The sequence below is a fragment of the Paraburkholderia azotifigens genome, from assembly GCF_007995085.1.
GTDB classification, from domain to species: Bacteria; Pseudomonadota; Gammaproteobacteria; order Burkholderiales; family Burkholderiaceae; genus Paraburkholderia; species Paraburkholderia azotifigens.
Map to the genome: position 1 here is coordinate 1,910,947 of NZ_VOQS01000003.1, position 15,707 is coordinate 1,926,653.

The 15,707-nt window shown below is 62.4% G+C and carries 12 protein-coding genes; 9 read left to right on the forward strand and 3 right to left on the reverse strand.

Annotated features, from left to right (window positions below):
* The first annotated feature begins 2 nt into the window (after positions 1-2).
* The 4 genes from FRZ40_RS25775 (at position 3) to FRZ40_RS25790 (ending at position 4,055) form a co-directional block, all read left to right on the forward strand.
* The gene (locus tag FRZ40_RS25775; protein ID WP_147236015.1) at positions 3-881 is read left to right on the forward strand and encodes an aldose 1-epimerase; all 879 of its coding nucleotides are present in this window, start codon (positions 3-5) and stop codon (positions 879-881) included.
* Positions 878-1,687: an SDR family NAD(P)-dependent oxidoreductase gene (locus tag FRZ40_RS25780; RefSeq protein WP_147236016.1), complete on the forward strand. Its 810-nt coding sequence runs from the start codon at positions 878-880 to the stop codon at positions 1,685-1,687. Before FRZ40_RS25775 ends, FRZ40_RS25780 begins: the two co-directional genes overlap by 4 nt.
* An 82-nt stretch (positions 1,688-1,769) precedes the next feature.
* Positions 1,770-2,882 carry a porin gene (locus FRZ40_RS25785; RefSeq protein ID WP_158647031.1) on the forward strand — a complete coding sequence of 371 codons (1,113 nt, stop codon included), beginning with the start codon at positions 1,770-1,772 and terminating at the stop codon, positions 2,880-2,882.
* Positions 2,883-2,942: 60 nt separating this feature from the next.
* The gene (locus tag FRZ40_RS25790) at positions 2,943-4,055 is read left to right on the forward strand and encodes a Gfo/Idh/MocA family protein (RefSeq protein ID WP_147236018.1); all 1,113 of its coding nucleotides are present in this window, start codon (positions 2,943-2,945) and stop codon (positions 4,053-4,055) included.
* 86 nt (positions 4,056-4,141) lie between these two features.
* Here FRZ40_RS25790 and FRZ40_RS25795 read toward each other — a convergent pair whose 3' ends face one another.
* Positions 4,142-4,978, reverse strand: coding sequence for an oxidoreductase (locus tag FRZ40_RS25795; protein WP_028366763.1), 837 nt, complete (start codon positions 4,976-4,978; stop codon positions 4,142-4,144).
* Positions 4,979-5,138: 160 nt separating this feature from the next.
* On the opposite strand from FRZ40_RS25795, the gene FRZ40_RS25800 reads away from it, so the two are divergent.
* Positions 5,139-6,053, forward strand: a complete 915-nt coding sequence (locus FRZ40_RS25800; protein WP_147236790.1) for an AraC family transcriptional regulator — start codon at positions 5,139-5,141, stop codon at positions 6,051-6,053.
* Between the two features lie 59 nt (positions 6,054-6,112).
* Positions 6,113-6,967, forward strand: a complete 855-nt coding sequence (locus FRZ40_RS25805) for a VOC family protein (protein WP_147236019.1) — start codon at positions 6,113-6,115, stop codon at positions 6,965-6,967.
* A 34-nt stretch (positions 6,968-7,001) separates the two neighbouring features.
* Here the strand turns inward: FRZ40_RS25805 and FRZ40_RS25810 are convergent, their stop codons facing one another.
* Together FRZ40_RS25810 and FRZ40_RS25815 are read right to left on the reverse strand one after the other, a co-directional pair.
* Complete coding sequence (locus FRZ40_RS25810) at positions 7,002-10,853, reverse strand: nSTAND1 domain-containing NTPase (protein WP_147236020.1); 3,852 nt, start codon at positions 10,851-10,853, stop codon at positions 7,002-7,004.
* Position 10,854: 1 nt separating this feature from the next.
* Positions 10,855-12,222, reverse strand: coding sequence for a toll/interleukin-1 receptor domain-containing protein (locus FRZ40_RS25815; RefSeq protein ID WP_147236021.1), 1,368 nt, complete (start codon positions 12,220-12,222; stop codon positions 10,855-10,857).
* Positions 12,223-13,049: 827 nt separating this feature from the next.
* Between FRZ40_RS25815 and FRZ40_RS25820 the strand changes: the two genes are divergently transcribed.
* The 3 genes from FRZ40_RS25820 to FRZ40_RS25830 all read left to right on the forward strand — a co-directional run bounded on the left by FRZ40_RS25820 (position 13,050) and on the right by FRZ40_RS25830 (position 15,675).
* Positions 13,050-14,135, forward strand: coding sequence for a sugar-transfer associated ATP-grasp domain-containing protein (locus tag FRZ40_RS25820; protein WP_051446370.1), 1,086 nt, complete (start codon positions 13,050-13,052; stop codon positions 14,133-14,135).
* Positions 14,136-14,302: 167 nt separating this feature from the next.
* Positions 14,303-15,241: an aldo/keto reductase gene (locus tag FRZ40_RS25825; protein ID WP_147236022.1), complete on the forward strand. Its 939-nt coding sequence runs from the start codon at positions 14,303-14,305 to the stop codon at positions 15,239-15,241.
* Positions 15,242-15,273: 32 nt separating this feature from the next.
* Positions 15,274-15,675 carry a nuclear transport factor 2 family protein gene (locus FRZ40_RS25830; RefSeq protein WP_028366770.1) on the forward strand — a complete coding sequence of 134 codons (402 nt, stop codon included), beginning with the start codon at positions 15,274-15,276 and terminating at the stop codon, positions 15,673-15,675.
* Positions 15,676-15,707 lie beyond the last annotated feature (32 nt).

A 15,707-nucleotide genomic window follows, 5' to 3' on the forward strand; every position in this document is an offset into this window, starting at 1 on the left:
TCATGTCGAACGCCCCCGAACTGTTCGCGCTGGAGAACGACGCCTGGCAGGTGCGCATCGCGCCGTCGCTGGGCGGCGCGATCGTCGACGCGCGCTGGCATGGACGCGACGTGTTGCGGCCGACGCCCGCCGCCGAACTGGAAGCGCGCAACGTGCGCAAGACCGCGTGCTATCCGCTGGTGCCGTTTTCGAATCGCATCGCGTTCGGCAGTTTCAGGTTTGGTGATTCGCGCTACGCGCTCGTGAAGAATCTGGCGGGAATGGCGCACGCGATTCACGGCGTCGGTTTTCAGCGGGCGTGGTCCGTGCATGCGAGCGACGCAAATAGCATCGACATGCTGCTATCGCACAAGCCCGACGAGCACTGGCCGTTCGCATTCGAAGCGCAGCAGCGCATCGCGATCGAAGGCGATGCGTTGACGCTCGGCATGCGCATCACGAATACGGATGCGCGTGCAACGCCATGCGGCGCAGGCTGGCATCCGTTCTTTCCGCTCGATACGGCGGCGGGCGAGACGCGTCTGCATACCGCGTGGAACTCGATGCTGGTCGGCGACGCGAACGATCTGCCCTGCGCCAGCACGCAGCCGCCGCAGTTCGGCGCACTGGACGAGACCATCGTCGACAACTGCTTTACTGGCTGGAGCGGCAACGCGCGTATCGATACGCCGCATCATCGCATCGTGATCGAAGCGAGCGACGCGTTGCGTTGTGCGGTGCTGTTCAGGCCTGCGGGCCAGCCGTTTTTCGCATTCGAGCCGGTGAGCCACGCGAACAATGCGCTCAATGGCAACGAGCCGCCGATGCATGTGCTAGCGCCGCGCGAGACGCTCGAAGCGCGCATGACGGTGGCAATGGAATCACTCAGGAGACAGGCATGAATTCAACCCGTCCGTTGTATCCGGCGCTCGCCGGGCAGGTGGCGTTCGTATCGGGCGGCGCATCGGGCATTGGCGAAGCGCTTGTCGAAGCGTTCTGGGAACAGGGCGCGCAAGTCGCGTTTTGCGATCTGGACGAGCAGGCGGGCAACGCGTTGTGCGAGCGGCTGAGCGCCGCGCGTGACGGCGCGTGGCCCGTCGGGCGTCTGCGGCCGTGGTTCGCGCGCTGCGACGTGCGCGATATCGACGCCTATCGCAATGTGCTCGATGAAGCCGCACGTGCGCTCGGACCCATCCGCACGCTCGTGAACAACGCGGGCCGCGATACGCGTCACGCGCTCGACGATCTTTCCGTCGAGATGTGGAACGAGATGCTCGCCGTCAATCTCACGCATCACGTGTTCGCGACGCAGCGCGTCGCGCCGGGCATGCGCGCGGCGGGCGGCGGCTCGATCATCAACCTCGGCTCGATTTCGTGGCTGCGCGGGCGGCCGAACCTGATCGGCTACACGGCTTCGAAGGCGGCGATCTCCGGCATCACACGCACGCTCGCGCGCGAACTCGGCGACGGCGGCATTCGCGTGAACGCGGTGTTGCCGGGTGCCGTCGTCACGGCACGTCAGACGGCGCTGTGGCGCGATCCCGCCGCCGACCAGCAGTTTCTCGATCTGCAGTGCCTGAAGTTCCGCGTCGAGCCCGCGCATATCGCGGACTCGGTGCTGTTTCTCGCGAGTCCTCAGGCGGCGGCGATCACGGGCCAGAACCTGATCGTCGATGCCGGGCTCGCGCAGGTGTCCGTCGTCGGATAGGCGGGCGGCGGCCGCTCACGCGTATCACTACCGCGCATCACCACAAGAACCACTAAAACCAAAGGATTCTGGAGACTTTCTGATGCTTCACACGAAAAAGTGCCTGAAACAGGGCGCGTGGGCGCGCTCGCGCCTGCGAAACGGCCTGGCTGCCGCGGCGCTCGCGACAGCGGGACATCCGGCTGCGTGGGCGCAATCGACGCTCACGCTGTACGGCATCGTCGATTCAGCCGTGCAGTACGGCAAGTTCAACGACACCGTCGGACCGACGGCGATGGCCGCGAGCGGCAACCTGCAGGCGTCGCGTTTCGGCTTTCGCGGCAGCGAGGATCTGGGCGGCGGATATCGCGCGAACTTCCAGCTCGAAACGGGCTTCAACACCTATACGGGCGTGGGCGGCGGCGCGACGATGTTCAATCGCGGCGCGTCGGTCGGGCTGTCGAGCGCGAAGTACGGCAGCGTCGATGCAGGCTTCATGTATCTGCCGATCTACTGGGTGTTCCTGGCATCGGACGTCGCGACCTATGGCCTGTCGAATCCCGCCGCGATCATGTCGCTCGAACATACTGTGACGCTCGGCAAGTCGGGAACAGGCGGCTTCTATCCGAACGCGGTGCGCTATCGCACGCCGAACTTCAATGGCCTGACAAGCGAAATCGGCTATTCGTTCGGCGCGCAGAACGCGTCGGGTCAAACGGCGGACGGACGCAATATCGGTGTGAACGTGATGTACCAGCGTTTCGGCGCGATGCTCGGCTATGGCTTCAACCGCTACCAGTACTACTCGAACACGAGCACGCTGACGGCTTCGTCGCAACTGACACACGTGTTTGCCGCAACCTATGGCTATAGCGGCAATTTCATCGGCGCGAACTACATCTATTCGAAACGCACGGACGCAACCAACTGGTTTGCATCGGCGTTTCTGGTCAACGCAAAGATTCCAGCAGGGCCTGGCGATATCGAGCTGGGCGTCGCGCGCCGCATCGAGAATGCCGAAGCGCGCGCGATGGCCTACAACGCGGGCTACGTGTACTTCCTGTCGAAGCGCACGCAGCTGTACGGCTACGCGTCGATGATCACGAACAACAGCCATTCGAAACAGGGCTTCGCGCTGCTCAATTCCACTTTCTCGACGGTCACGCCGGGCTTCGATCCGTGGGCGGTGACGGTGGGCTTGCGCACGTCGTTCTGATGTTTGTGTGCGCGTGTTCACACAGGGACTCGCACACTCTTTTCAACTGAAGGAGATTCCATGACTGAGCCTTTGAGATACGGCGTAATCGGTGCCGGGATGATGGGACAGGAGCATCTTCGCAATATCGCGCTGCTGCCGAACGCAGTCGTCACCGCGCTGGCGGACCCGCATGGCGAGTCGATCGCGTCGGCAACGAAGACGGTGGGACGCGACGTGCAGATATTCGCGGACTATCGCGACCTGCTGCGCAGCAAGGCTTGCGACGTGCTCGTGGTAGCGACGCCCAACGACACGCACCGCGCCGTGCTCGAAGATATCCTCAGTGCGCCGACCGCGTTTCCGACGCTGATCGAGAAGCCGCTCTGCACGACGATCGAGGATTGCAGGCAGCTGGCGGAAGCGGCGCAAGGGCATCGCGCGCCGCTATGGGTCGGCATGGAATACAGGTACATGCCGCCCCTCACGGCAATGATCGACGAGATCGATGCCGGCAAGATCGGCGAGCTGAAAATGTTCTCGATCCGCGAGCATCGTCATCCGTTCCTCACGAAGGTGGGCAACTGGAATCGCTTTGCTGCGCGTACGGGTGGCACGCTGGTCGAAAAGTGCTGCCACTTCTTCGATCTGATGCGTCTGATCACGAACGACGAAGCCGTGCGCGTGTTCGCGTCGGGTGCCGCCGATGTCAACCATCGCGACGAAAGCTACGACGGCAAGACGCCCGACATGATCGACAACGCGTATGTCGTCGTCGAATTCAGAAGCGGACGGCGCGCCAGTCTCGACCTCTGCATGTTCGCGGATGGCGCGTACTGGCAGGAAGAGTTCTCGGCGGTCGGGGACAAGGGCAAGGTCGAGTGCTTCGTGCCTGGCGCAGGCAAGCACTGGCCGGGACGGGGCGAACGGCAGGCGGAAGTGGTCGTGAGTCCGCGCGATCCGAAAGGGCCGGTGCGGCGCACGGTCGAAGTCGATGAAAAGCTGCTGAGCCTCGGCGCGCATCACGGGTCGACGTATTTCGAGCATCTCGGCTTCCAGCAATCGGTGCTCGCGGGCGTGCCCGTGAAGGTGACCGTCGAAGACGGGTTGAAGGCCGTCGTGATCGGTCTTGCGGCGGAACAGTCGATCAGGGAGAAGCGGGTGGTGGAAATCGACGGGCTGAAGCTGATGTGAGCAGGCGCCTGAGAGCTTGAAAGCGACAATGCCCGGTTAGCCGGGCATTGTCATATCTCGCGTCGCGCTTGCAAGGAAAAACGCGCTCAGTACCCATCCGTCGAACGCGTGACCGTCTCCCAGGCGTCGATCTCGTCCTTGAGCGCGGACAGCTTGTCGCGCACCAGGCCAAGCGCGTCACTGCCTAACAGCAGGTGCGTCGGCGGGTTGTCCATGCCGATGAGCGATAACATCGCGCGAGCTGCCTTGACGGGATCGCCTAGCTGCTTGCCGCTTTTTTCTTCGCGTGCTTTTCTGATCGGGTCGAATAGCGGATCGTAATCCGGGATCGAGCGCGGCGAGCGGATCATCGACCGGCCTGCCCAATCCGTCCGGAACGATCCCGGCGCGACTGCCGTGACGAAGATGCCGAACGGCCTGACTTCCTTGGCGAGCGCTTCGGAAATGCCTTCGAGAGCGAACTTGCTGCCGCAGTAATACGTGATGCCGGGCATCGTGATGAAGCCGCCCATCGACGTGATGTTGAGAATGTGCCCGCGCCGCCGGACGCGCATCGCGGGCAGCACGGCTTTCATCATCGCCACGGCGCCGAATACGTTCACGTCGAACTGCCGGCGCATCTCGGCGAGCGGCGATTCCTCCATGACCCCTTCGTGACCGTACCCGGCGTTGTTGACGAGGGCATCCACGGGCCCGACGGTCGCTTCGATGTCGGCGACGACGCGATCGATCGACTCGAAGTCCGTCACGTCGAGCACGCGAGCCACGGCCCGACCCGGCGACAGTGCTTCGAATGCCGTGCCTGCCTGTTCGCTCCGTACCGTACCGACCACGCGATGACCCGCGTCGAGCGCCTGCTCGGCGAGCGCGCGTCCGAACCCGCTGCTGACGCCGGTGATGAGCAAGGTGTTGACAGCTGACATGTGTACCTCGAAAGATAGAAGAGAGACTGCATAATAGGCGCGTCGGCGCATGCCAATCAGACCTGTTGATCTTTTTTCATTGCCTATTCCTATGACCCTGGAAAAGCCCCGGAGCAGGAAGAACCCGAGCCGGGCCGCATCGGGCGACCAGAAGCAACGCATGGTGTCGCTGTTGAAAGCGTTGGCGCCCGACGAGGGGTATAACCTGACGTCGTTGCCGGACGTGCGCATCCTGCGCTCGAACCGCGCGCTGACGCGAACACCTGTTCTTTACGATCCGGGGATCGTCATCGTTTGCCAGGGAAGCAAGCGGGGCTATTTCGGCAACCGGATCTACGCGTACGACGAGCAGCACTATCTCGCCGTCGCGGTGCCCGTACCTTTCACGATGGAAGCCAGTGCCACGCCACAACGTCCGCTGCTGGCCATCTACATGCATCTGGACTTCTCGGTCGCCGCGGAACTCATGTTGCAGATCGACCGTCATGATGCGTCGGCGCATGAGCCTGATGCGCCGCAAAGCATGATGTCGAGCCCGATGGACTCCGCGCTGCAGATGTCCGTGCTGCGCTTTCTCGAAGCGATGAACGAGCCGCGCGACGCTGCGATTCTCGGGCCCGCCCTCGTGCGCGAGTTGTATTTCCGCGTCCTGACGGGCGCGCAGGGCAACGCGATGCGTGCGGCCCTGGCGATGCAAGGGCCGTTCGGCAAGATCGGCAAGGCGCTGCGCCGCATTCACGCGGCCTATGACCAGCCGCTCGATGTCGCTCGACTTGCGAGCGACGCGGGCATGAGCGTGCCGACGTTTCATAGTCATTTCAAAACGATTACCAATACATCGCCGATGCAGTATGTGAAATCGACGCGCCTGCATCAGGCGAGGCTTTTGATGCTGCGTGAAGGCATGACGGCGGAGTCGGCGTGTCACGCGGTGGGTTATGCCAGCGCCTCGCAGTTCAATCGCGAGTTCAAGCGTCTCTTCGGCTTGACGCCGGCGGCCGAAACGAAGCGCATGCGCGAAAGCTTCGCCATCCCGCCTGCCTTCGCCGAAACCGATTACGTGTCGTCGCACTGACGGCCTCGAGGCAAAAGGTGTATGTTCGGTCTTCCGCATTAACCTTCGGGTGCAAACTGATGAATCGTTCCGACTACACGCGCGAGGATACGGGCAATCTCGTGCTGCTCGAACACGTCAATCTCACGATACCGGACCAGCGTCTTGCCACGGCGTTCTATGTCAGCGCGCTCGGGCTCACGCGCGATCCCTATCTGATGACGGGCGTGACCAACATGTGGATCAACCTCGGCCGCTCGCAGATTCACCTGCCGCACGGCGATGCGCAGCGCCTGCGCGGACATGTCGGACTGATCGTGGGCAAGCGCGCGTCGCTGATCGAACGGCTGCGCGCGGTGCGTCCGCTACTCGAACAGACGCGCTTCGGATGGACCGAGCGGGAAGATCGCGTGGAAGTGATCTGTCCGTGGGGAAACCGTTATGACTGTCTCGATCCCGATGCCTATGCCGTCGATCTCGGCATCGCGTATGTGCAGCTCGATGTGCCCGTCGGTAGCGCGGTTTCCATTGCCGCGTTCTACCGCGAGATGTTCGATGCGTCCGCCGAGGTCCGCGAGCGTAACGGTTCGCGGCAGGCAGTGATTGCAATCGGCGGACACCAGCAGCTCGTCTATGCGGAAACGCCGACGGCGATCGCGGAATACGATGGGCATCACATCCAGATCTATGTAGCCAGTTTCTCCGGGCCTTATGAGCGGCTCGCCGCGCGAGGGCTGACTAATGGCGAGGAGACGCATCAGTACCGTTTCGCCGAACTCGTCGATCTCGAGAGCGGCGCGCCTTGCTTCACGCTAGAACATGAAGTGCGCAGTTTGCGTCATCCGCTCTATGCGAGACCGCTGGTGAACCGGAACCCTGATCTGAGCAACCGGAACTACCGGCTGGGCGGCGAGGCGTTTGGCGGCGTGTATTGATGCAATGTAGCGCCTCGCGCGAAGTCACGCTGCCTTAACGGCACACCGGCGCGGGCAGCGCCGGGCAAGTCTTGCGATAAGGCTCGCCGAGCATGAACTGGCGCCACTCGGTGCAATCCAGATTACGGTTTGCGATCTCGCACGTGTTTTTCAGCATCGAGTCGGCATCCCAGTTGCGCAAGGTTACCGTATGGTCAGTGTGCAGCACCGCGACGCGTCGCTGGCCGGGACTGATATCGACGCTGGACACGATGCCACCCGTGGCGCGCAGTCTCGCCAGTTCGGTTCCTTTACGAAGATCCCACACGTAGCGCTCTCCCTTCGCTTCGCCGCTGACGAGCGCGTCGCCGTTGCCGATGAACACCAGACGGCCAACCTGCACGTCACTCGGGCCGAGCCTGGCATCTGTTTGTCCGCTTTCGGCGTTGCGCACGATGACCATGCGATCGGCCCCTCCCGATACGAGCCGTTTCCCGTCCGGGCTGAATGCCAGCTGCATGACTGTGCCCTTGTGGGGGTCCGGCAGTTCGGTCATGGCCTGTTGCGAACCGAAGCGATACAGCCGCACGACGCCGTCGTCTCCCGCCACTGCGAGTGCGCGGCCGTTTCGGCTGAAGGCAACGACTTCCGATCCTCGATGCCCGGACAGCACGGTTTCGTGCCCACCCTGGATCTCGTACACGTGAATCGAATCGTCGGACATCGCGACCGCGAGCCGCCGGTTATCCCAACTGATCGCAAAGCGCTCCACATCTGCCTTCGGCGGCTTGGGAAGGTGCAAAAGAGCGCGACCATTGTCGTCCGTATTCCGGACGTCGACCGTGCCGTCCCGATTCAGGATTGCAACCAGCAGGCCGTCCGGACTGAACTCGGTGCGGCTGAACCCATGCACCGTATTCAATGGAACGCCTCTGATTGCATCCCAGAAGTCGGCTGTGTCGGGCGCGAGAGCGTTGGTTGCCAGCACGCTGCCCGTCCGGTTGAACTCGACTTCGTCGGCCTGATACGGGCCCTCGCGAGAGCGCAGCACCGCCTCTTGCGTGAGCGACCAGATGGTGAAGCGGGTTCCCTGCTGATCGATCCCGGACTCGACGAAATCGCCATTCGGTGAGAACTGGAACGTTGCTTTCTGCGCAGACCTCGTTTTGACGGGCGCCGGGCCGCCGTCGACGGGCAGCACATTCACCTCGCCGCCCGGCTGCACTGTCTGCACCCAGCGGCCGTCCGGGCTCAATGCAACCGGTTTCGCCGGACCGAAGTCGAGACGGGCCTCATCGACTTTTCGCAGCGGCTGGGTCGCCCAGACGATGGTCGTTCCATTGTTTCGAACCGCCACGAAGCGGCCGCCGGGCTCGAACACGATCTGAGGGTCGCTGCCTTCGATGCCGTCCAATGTTCCGATCACGGTATCGGTCGATTCGTCGCGAAGCTCGATGACGCGCTTGTCGTCGGGGTTCTTGCGGAGCACCGCGATGATGCGGCAGTCGGGCGTGAACGCGAGCACAGAGCCTGTCGTCCGGGGCGCCGTTGCACCGTTCGCTTCAGCGAGCGGCGCGGCGACGATGCCTTCGCGGGTACCGTAGAGCAGCGTGGTGTCCTCTGGGTCGAAGCCGAGGCAGCTTCCATTGCCCGCTCCAACATGCCGCAGCGGCGCGGCGTCCGTCTGCCCCGGCATTGTCCACACATCGACGGACGCATTGCCCGCAATCGCGACGAACTGACCGTGATGGCTCATGGCCATCTTCCTGACCTGAGTATTGGCCAGCGAGACGCGCCCGATTTCCTTCGAATCGCGCAATTGCCAGGCGATGACGGTGTGCCCGTCGTCGGCTGACACGAGACGCGTGGCGTCTGCGTCGTACGTCAGCGCCACCACGCGGCCTTTATGCCCCTTCAGACGATGCAGCACGGTCCAGGTGCTCAGGTCGAGATCGAGGACGTCGCCGCTGTCGGTGCCCATCGCCATGCGCTTGCCATTCGGGCTTGTCGTCGATACGGTCACCGTGTCGCCGATCCGGAGCATCTTGCGTACGCCCTCTTCGGAGATCAGCCGCGCCAGTTGAGCGAGCTGCGCATCCAGACGCTCCGGGGCTGCGTGACTGGCTTCGGCACCCAGCAGCAGCGCGCGATCGGGATGTTCAGCTTGCTCGGCGCCGGCGTTGGCGATCACGTTGGAAATGACTGCGTCGCGGGTCAACTGTCGAGCGCGAGCGGTGGCTTCGTCTGCCTGCTTCTGTGCAATCGCCGCCGACTCGGCAGCTTTCACGGATTCGTCCCGCATGGCCATCAACGCATTGACCGACTTTGCGTTATCGGCCTCCGCCTGGTCGATTCTCAACTTTGCCTGTTCGCTTTCCGTCCTCGCGTTGATCAACGCATCCGTTGCTTTCATCGCATCGCGACCCACGTCACGCGCGTGGTTCTGCGCATCATGCGCTTTCTGGGTTTGCGTGATCGCAAGGTAAATTGCTATCCCTGCCGCCGCCAGCAACGCGATCGCGACGAATATGGCGGCTATGACCAGCTTGGCGTTACGACGGTTACGCCGCTGTACTTCCAGCGCTTCGCGCTCGCGCTCAGCCGCGGCGGCGGCAGCTGCATCGGCGGCAGCGGCCGCCTCGCGCACCCGCCGTGCGTCGCGGCTGTCCTTGACCACACGCGTCAGCACGTCATGAGTGAGTTCGAGCCTGCGCACCCCGAAGCGGTCATCGACGCGCAACAGCCGCCCGGCGACGAGCCGGTCGACCTCGTCTCGCGTGATGCCGGGCAGCGCCAGCGCGTCCTCGAGCGCATGGCTGTCGCGATGACCGGCCTCGGTGATCAGCTCGTTTTCGATAAACACACGCATACGCGGATCGACACCCTGTAACGAACGCTCATAGAAATCGACCAGGATCTCGCGCTCGGCGCTGGCGAGAAGACTGGCGCCGATCTGATCGCTATGCTGTGCGATCCGGCGCAGATTCAGTTCGCTGCAGATCACGCTCAGCAGCGCGGGATCGACTTCCATCCTTTCGTAGTCGTCGGGCGCGGGGGCCTCGGCGCGGTTGCGCCACGCGAGGCCGATGATCCGTTCGGCCACGCCGGGCGCCACCAGCTCGCTGCCGCTGTCGACCACCTCTCGAGCCTGATGGCCGTCCATCGGCAGCAGACGGTAGCGGTTGCGCATCAGCGACGGCATGGAACCGCGCAAGCCTTCGATCTCCGCCAGGAAGTCCTCGCGAAAACTCAACACCACCTTGCAGCCGCGACGGCCGAAGTCGATATGGTCGGCAAGCGCCGCGTCGGCATCGAGCGCATGACGCAGTGACTCCGGCGGGCGATTTTCAATCAGGTCCGACAGTTCGCTAACGAAGCCGGCGGCGCGGCGGCGCGTCTCGTCGTCGCTCTGGCCGAGCGTGAACATTTCTTCGAACTGGTCGAAGACCAGCACGGGTGTCAACGCGCGGTTGCGTGCATTCCAGAATCCGGCTCCCGCGCGATGAAAGTGCTCCCACATCGATGCTCCCGGCAACGGCGCCGTGGCGTCGACGTCGGCGTCTCTGCATGCTGCGGCGAGTGCCTGCCAGACCTGCTCGCGCAGCGGCAGCTCGGCGCCGTGCGCGAGCCGGATCATGACGGGCAGGTGCAGATCTTCGCGCAAGCGCGGAAAGAGTCCCGCGTTCAGCAGAGACGTTTTCCCGAGGCCCGAGCGGCCGAACAGGACGGTCAGCATTTCGCGGCGCACCAGCCGGGCCAGTTCATCGGACTCGCTCGCGCGGCCACGGAAGAAGTATTGGTCTGCCTCGGCGAAAGAGGCGAGGCCCGGCCACGGACGCGAAGGCGTCAGGTCTTCGCCTGACAGATCGTCGTGCAACGCGGCGGATTCAGCGGCTGCGGTGGCCATGTCAGCTCCGGCATGAGCGGCTGGAGATTTGCCGGTAGAGACCGCGCACGTGCGAGATGAACGCGTCGGTTGTCTGTGCGCCAGGCAGCGTCATCCATTGCGCGCGGCGAAAGCGATCGGGGACGGTGCCGCCGTAGGCCGGCGTATCGTCGATCACCACGGGCACCAGAAAGGGCTCGTCGGGCGCCATGCCCGCAGCGCGGTCGTCGGCGGCCATCCATTCGCGCCAGAAGAAATCCCGCCTCCGCGCAGGGTCTTGCGTCGCGCGGGAAATCACGGGAATGAACAGGCTGCTGGCTTCGAGGCCGCGGCGGATCTGACGCTCCCAGTCGTCGCCGCCCTGCAGTTGACTGCGGTCGAACCAGACATCGATACCGGCCGCATCGAGCGCTTGCGCGATGCCATGCACGGCGGCGGCGTCCTGACTGGAGTAGCTGATGAACACCGCGCCGTCGACGGCGCGCTGCACGGCGGGCGCTGAGGCTGCGCTGGCAACGCCTGCGGGGTGGCGCTGTTCCCAGCGGCTGCGCAACTCCGCGCAGAAAACCGTCGGGTCGAGCGCGACCACGCGGGTGGCCGGGCTGAAGTCGGCGAGAAAGGCTTTCAGGCCGGGATCGCGATCGGCCTGCGGATCGACCAGGTATTCGACGGTTTCGCGCCGCGCCGAGAGCCGCTCGTTCTTTGCCGCTCGCAGAAAGAAGCGCGCGAGCCAATCCGGCAGACGGCAGCCCAGCAACAGCAGATGATCGTCGCGTAACGCATCGAACAACAGCTTCGGCCGACGCGCGTCGTCCTGCAAGGCGTGGAGGAATTCGAGGCGGTCTTCATCGCAGATGACCCACTCCGGCGCCGACGATTGGCGGCCGAGCAGGTGGAACACGGTTGGCGCGTTCAGACGATCGCGCGGGCCGGGCAGATCGTCCGCGCGGTTCGGCGAGAACGTCACGACGGAAGTGCGCGCTTCGCCGCCGTGCCGGATGACGTCGATGGCGCGCGTCAGCAAGCCATCGAACGAAAGGGTGACGAACAGGTCGAGCCGGCGCACCGCGGCGAGGTCCAGCAGCGCTTGCGGCGGCTCGATCGCGAGGTCTCTGACGACCTGCGAGGTGCGAACGTAGAGGTCTTCCTTGCGCGCACGCGGCTGAAGCAGGTAGCGGCTGACGACATCGTCCAGCCGCGGCGGACCGTCGATCTCACTCAAGCCGATACGCAGCCGTTCAGCGAGGCGAGTGGCGACAAGCGCATCGAATCCGAAGATCTGCCCGTCCTGACTGACGGGCAGCAACCCGTTGTCGGTGACTGCGACGACCCGCCCTTCGTCGATATAGTCGAGAAGGTCGCTCCAGAAGAATTCGTCGAGCTCTTCCATGAGATTCCCTCCGGGGAAGTGCAACCGCCAAGCGCCGCTCTCTGGACTGTTTGAAAAACGATTGAAGAAGGCCTTTTGTAAAAAGCCAGAAGACTTCGGACTCGCGAGGTCATGCTTCGGAATACGCGCCGGGGTTGTTCCTTTTCGGGTCGAACGTAGGAGGCGAAGCATATGCTTCGCGCAAACCTCGAATCACAATGGTTTGGCGGCGGCCAGTTTATCCGTGGTGCGACCAGGTTGAAGATCGTTCATTGCGGTCATGATTCATCGATGACGCCGCTTGACACATTGTTGAGGGCCTATGACGACATGCCTAACGTTGTGAAGCAAACGACGTAACCTGGGTCCGACTTAAAAAAGACGATCTTGTAGTCGGGAGATGGTGAGCGGGAATGGCCGCCTGGTGCGATTTCCGACGAGCAGAGGAAGTTACCGATACGAGGCGCCTGGAATGATACGTTGCTAGTCCAGCGTATCGAGGAAGGATGGTTGCCGGAAAGGGATCATCCGCGTTGAGCGGCGTGACGCTACATATATCCCTCCTTCGAAAGCAATTCGACAGCTTCATCCCGTCAGCCGTCTGAAGAACACCTTCCCACTCATCGGCCAGAGTCAATCTCACGTCTTTTACGGCCAGGCGCGCCACGCGCAGAAAGCCGGGCCCCTAAGATGTGGTACTGATTGCGCTGAAAGGCTGTTCTCAGCGTAAGCACGCTGTCACCGACACTGACGGGGTGCCGCTTACCACAACAGATCAGAACAGAACAAAAACCTGCCGCCCAAGGTCATTGCCTCCCTGTTCTCATCGGCTATTGGACGGACCATGTATGCGAGTTGACGTCGAACGTATCGCCAGAGCTTCAGTAAAAAGGCTGGCGAGCTATAAATTTCATCTGGGCCACGCGATTCAGGCCGGACAGATTCTAAGAACGATCGAGAAGCGGCGGGGCAAGCTCGCGCCTCATGTGTGCCGTCAGATCGAGTCGTACGCGCGCGATATCTTCGGCGACGTGGTGTACGCGCCATGGCTTCGTGTGTATGCCGCATTGAACGGTGCGTTCAAGGAAGGCTGGATTCCCGACAACTACTACGGTGCTGTCGTCGTGCCGCGGACAAAGGGCTCTTACGGGAAGATTTCATCATTGAAGTCCGCTTCCTGGCTGATCTTCGGCGACGAGTCTTTTCCGGACATCGGATACTTTGCCAATGGTCTGTTTTATACGACCGACAACACGGTGATATCCGGTCAGGAGCTTCAGCGAACGCTATTCGGCGATACCGACAGAGTCGCTTTCAAACGCGACGCGTCCGCGCAGGGCAAAGGCGTATTCATCCTCGACCGGCAGTCATTCGATCCGAAGTTCATTCAGTCGATGGGCAATGGGGTATTTCAGACTTTCGTGAGGCAACACGAAGTATTCGACCGCTTTACGCCGGATTCCGTCGCGACCCTGCGCTTTACAACCGTCGTCGAGCCGTCTGGTGCGATATCGCTTCGGGCCTGTTTTCTACGGCTAGGACGAGCGGGTGAAACCCACATCCAGTCGGGCAGTGAAGTCTGTATTGCGGTGAATACATCGACGGGTGAACTCGATCCCGTCGGTTATCTGAATGACTGGACGGATGTGAATGAGCATCCGGATTCAAAAGCGAAGTTTTCAGGCGTCACGGTTCCCGTGTTCGAAAGTTGCGTCAGGAAGGTGCTGCAGCTGCATGGGAAAGTGCCGTTCATCGGCTGCATCGGATGGGACGTGACAGTCGACCTGAATGAGGGTGTGAAAGTACTGGAGTGGAACGCCGAACATAACGACGTAAAGTTCGGCGAGGCCACTCAGGGACCGTGCTTTGCCGACCTCGGCTGGGAGCGTCTTCGATCGGGACGGGTTTCGATGACGAAAGCGCGTGCGGCATGATGTTTTCCTGATGCACGCTCCGGCGGATGCGACCTTCTAAAGACGCGATCCCGCATGTGTCTTATCCTCAGTACCTGCAAAGACTGAGACACGACGCAGCGCATCGAGCTTCAGTGTAAGCAACGAATTCTTCGCCGCAGCGAACCAGGCAATGCGGAGGCATCGTCATGAACGAGTCGTCTGATTTTCGCAGCAAAACGCTCGTGCTGAATCACGGAGGCGGCCGCATTCCCGTACTCGGATTCGGCACGCTGATTCCGGATGCCGCGACGGCCGTCAGTGCGACGAGGGCCGCGCTGGAAGCGGGATACCGTCTTATCGATTGCGCCGAGAGATATCGTAATGAGCGTGAGGTCGGCGAGGCGTTGCGAACGGGGCTTGCCGCGGAAGGACTAACGCGCGAAGACATCTTCGTGACCACCAAGATCTGGAATAACAACCACCGGCCCGAACGTGTTGAGCCTGCTCTCGAAGCAAGTATCGGCAGGCTTGGACTCGACTACCTCGATCTCTATCTGGTCCACACGCCATTTGCCTTTCAGCCGGGCGACGAACAGGATCCACGCGACGCGAACGGTGACGTCATTTACGACAAGAGCGTGAACTTGTCCGATACGTGGCGCGCGATGGAAGATCTCGTGGGCCATGGCCGATGCCGCGCTATCGGACTGTCGGACATCCTGCTGAGCGAACTGCGGACATTGTGCGAGTCGGCGCGTATCAAACCAGCCGTCGTGCAGGTCGAAGTCCATCCGTATCTTCCTGAAACGGAGTTGCTTGAATTTTGCAAGGAAAACGGCATCGTGATGCAAGCCTTTGCCCCGTTGGGCCACGGAATCAGGCCCGGTCCGCTCGAAGATCCCGTTGTCGTCGAGATCGCCGGGCGTACGGGCAGGACGCCCGCCCAGGTACTGCTTGCATGGGCCGCGCAGCGTGGCGGGTCCGTGCTGACCACACCCAAGACAACGGCTCGCGCTCGGGAGAACTTCGACATCGTCGCGCTCCCGCCCGATGCATTCGATGAGATCAACGGGATTCAAACCCGGCAAAGATTCAACGAGGTCGTCAAGACGGGCAGCGGGGGCTTTCTTCCGCAACGTCAGTGACAGTGAAGCGTGGATGGTGAAGGGAGGCAGCCATGCAGGAAGAAGCAATCCGTGAAGCCCTGAACGCGCACTGGCATGCGTCCGCAGCAGGCGACCTCGAAGCGGAGCACGACATCTACGAAGACGACGCCATCTGCGACTATCCGCAATCAGGCGAGCGGATCCTCGGTCGGCGCAACTTGCAGGCACTGCGAAGTCATCATCCGGACAAGCCATCCGGATTCGATGTCAGGCGAATTCACGGAGAAGGTCATCTCTGGGTCACCGAATACACCATCGCCTATCAGGGGCGCGCAACATGCGTGGTGAGCATCATGGAGTTCCGCGACGTCAAGGTCGTTCACGAGACCCAGTATTTTTCCGATCCATTTGAAGCGCCAGGTTGGCGCAGTCAATGGGTTCAGCAGATCAAAGGCTCCCCAAGCCGACCATGACGCTAGACAGCCGCGCTAGACAGCCACGCTAG

Bases quoted from the DNA above. Each gene is read 5' to 3' on its own strand.
- FRZ40_RS25785 (WP_158647031.1), top strand. From the start codon at position 1,770: ATGCTTCACACGAAAAAGTGCCTGAAACAGGGCGCGTGGGCGCGCTCG.
- FRZ40_RS25800 (WP_147236790.1), top strand. From the start codon at position 5,139: ATGGTGTCGCTGTTGAAAGCGTTGGCGCCCGACGAGGGGTATAACCTG.
- FRZ40_RS25815 (WP_147236021.1), bottom strand. From the start codon at position 12,222: ATGGAAGAGCTCGACGAATTCTTCTGGAGCGACCTTCTCGACTATATC.
- FRZ40_RS25820 (WP_051446370.1), top strand. From the start codon at position 13,050: ATGCGAGTTGACGTCGAACGTATCGCCAGAGCTTCAGTAAAAAGGCTG.
- FRZ40_RS25790 (WP_147236018.1), top strand. From the start codon at position 2,943: ATGACTGAGCCTTTGAGATACGGCGTAATCGGTGCCGGGATGATGGGA.
- FRZ40_RS25830 (WP_028366770.1), top strand. From the start codon at position 15,274: ATGCAGGAAGAAGCAATCCGTGAAGCCCTGAACGCGCACTGGCATGCG.
- FRZ40_RS25825 (WP_147236022.1), top strand. From the start codon at position 14,303: ATGAACGAGTCGTCTGATTTTCGCAGCAAAACGCTCGTGCTGAATCAC.
- FRZ40_RS25775 (WP_147236015.1), top strand. From the start codon at position 3: ATGTCGAACGCCCCCGAACTGTTCGCGCTGGAGAACGACGCCTGGCAG.
- FRZ40_RS25795 (WP_028366763.1), bottom strand. From the start codon at position 4,978: ATGTCAGCTGTCAACACCTTGCTCATCACCGGCGTCAGCAGCGGGTTC.
- FRZ40_RS25805 (WP_147236019.1), top strand. From the start codon at position 6,113: ATGAATCGTTCCGACTACACGCGCGAGGATACGGGCAATCTCGTGCTG.
- FRZ40_RS25810 (WP_147236020.1), bottom strand. From the start codon at position 10,853: ATGGCCACCGCAGCCGCTGAATCCGCCGCGTTGCACGACGATCTGTCA.
- FRZ40_RS25780 (WP_147236016.1), top strand. From the start codon at position 878: ATGAATTCAACCCGTCCGTTGTATCCGGCGCTCGCCGGGCAGGTGGCG.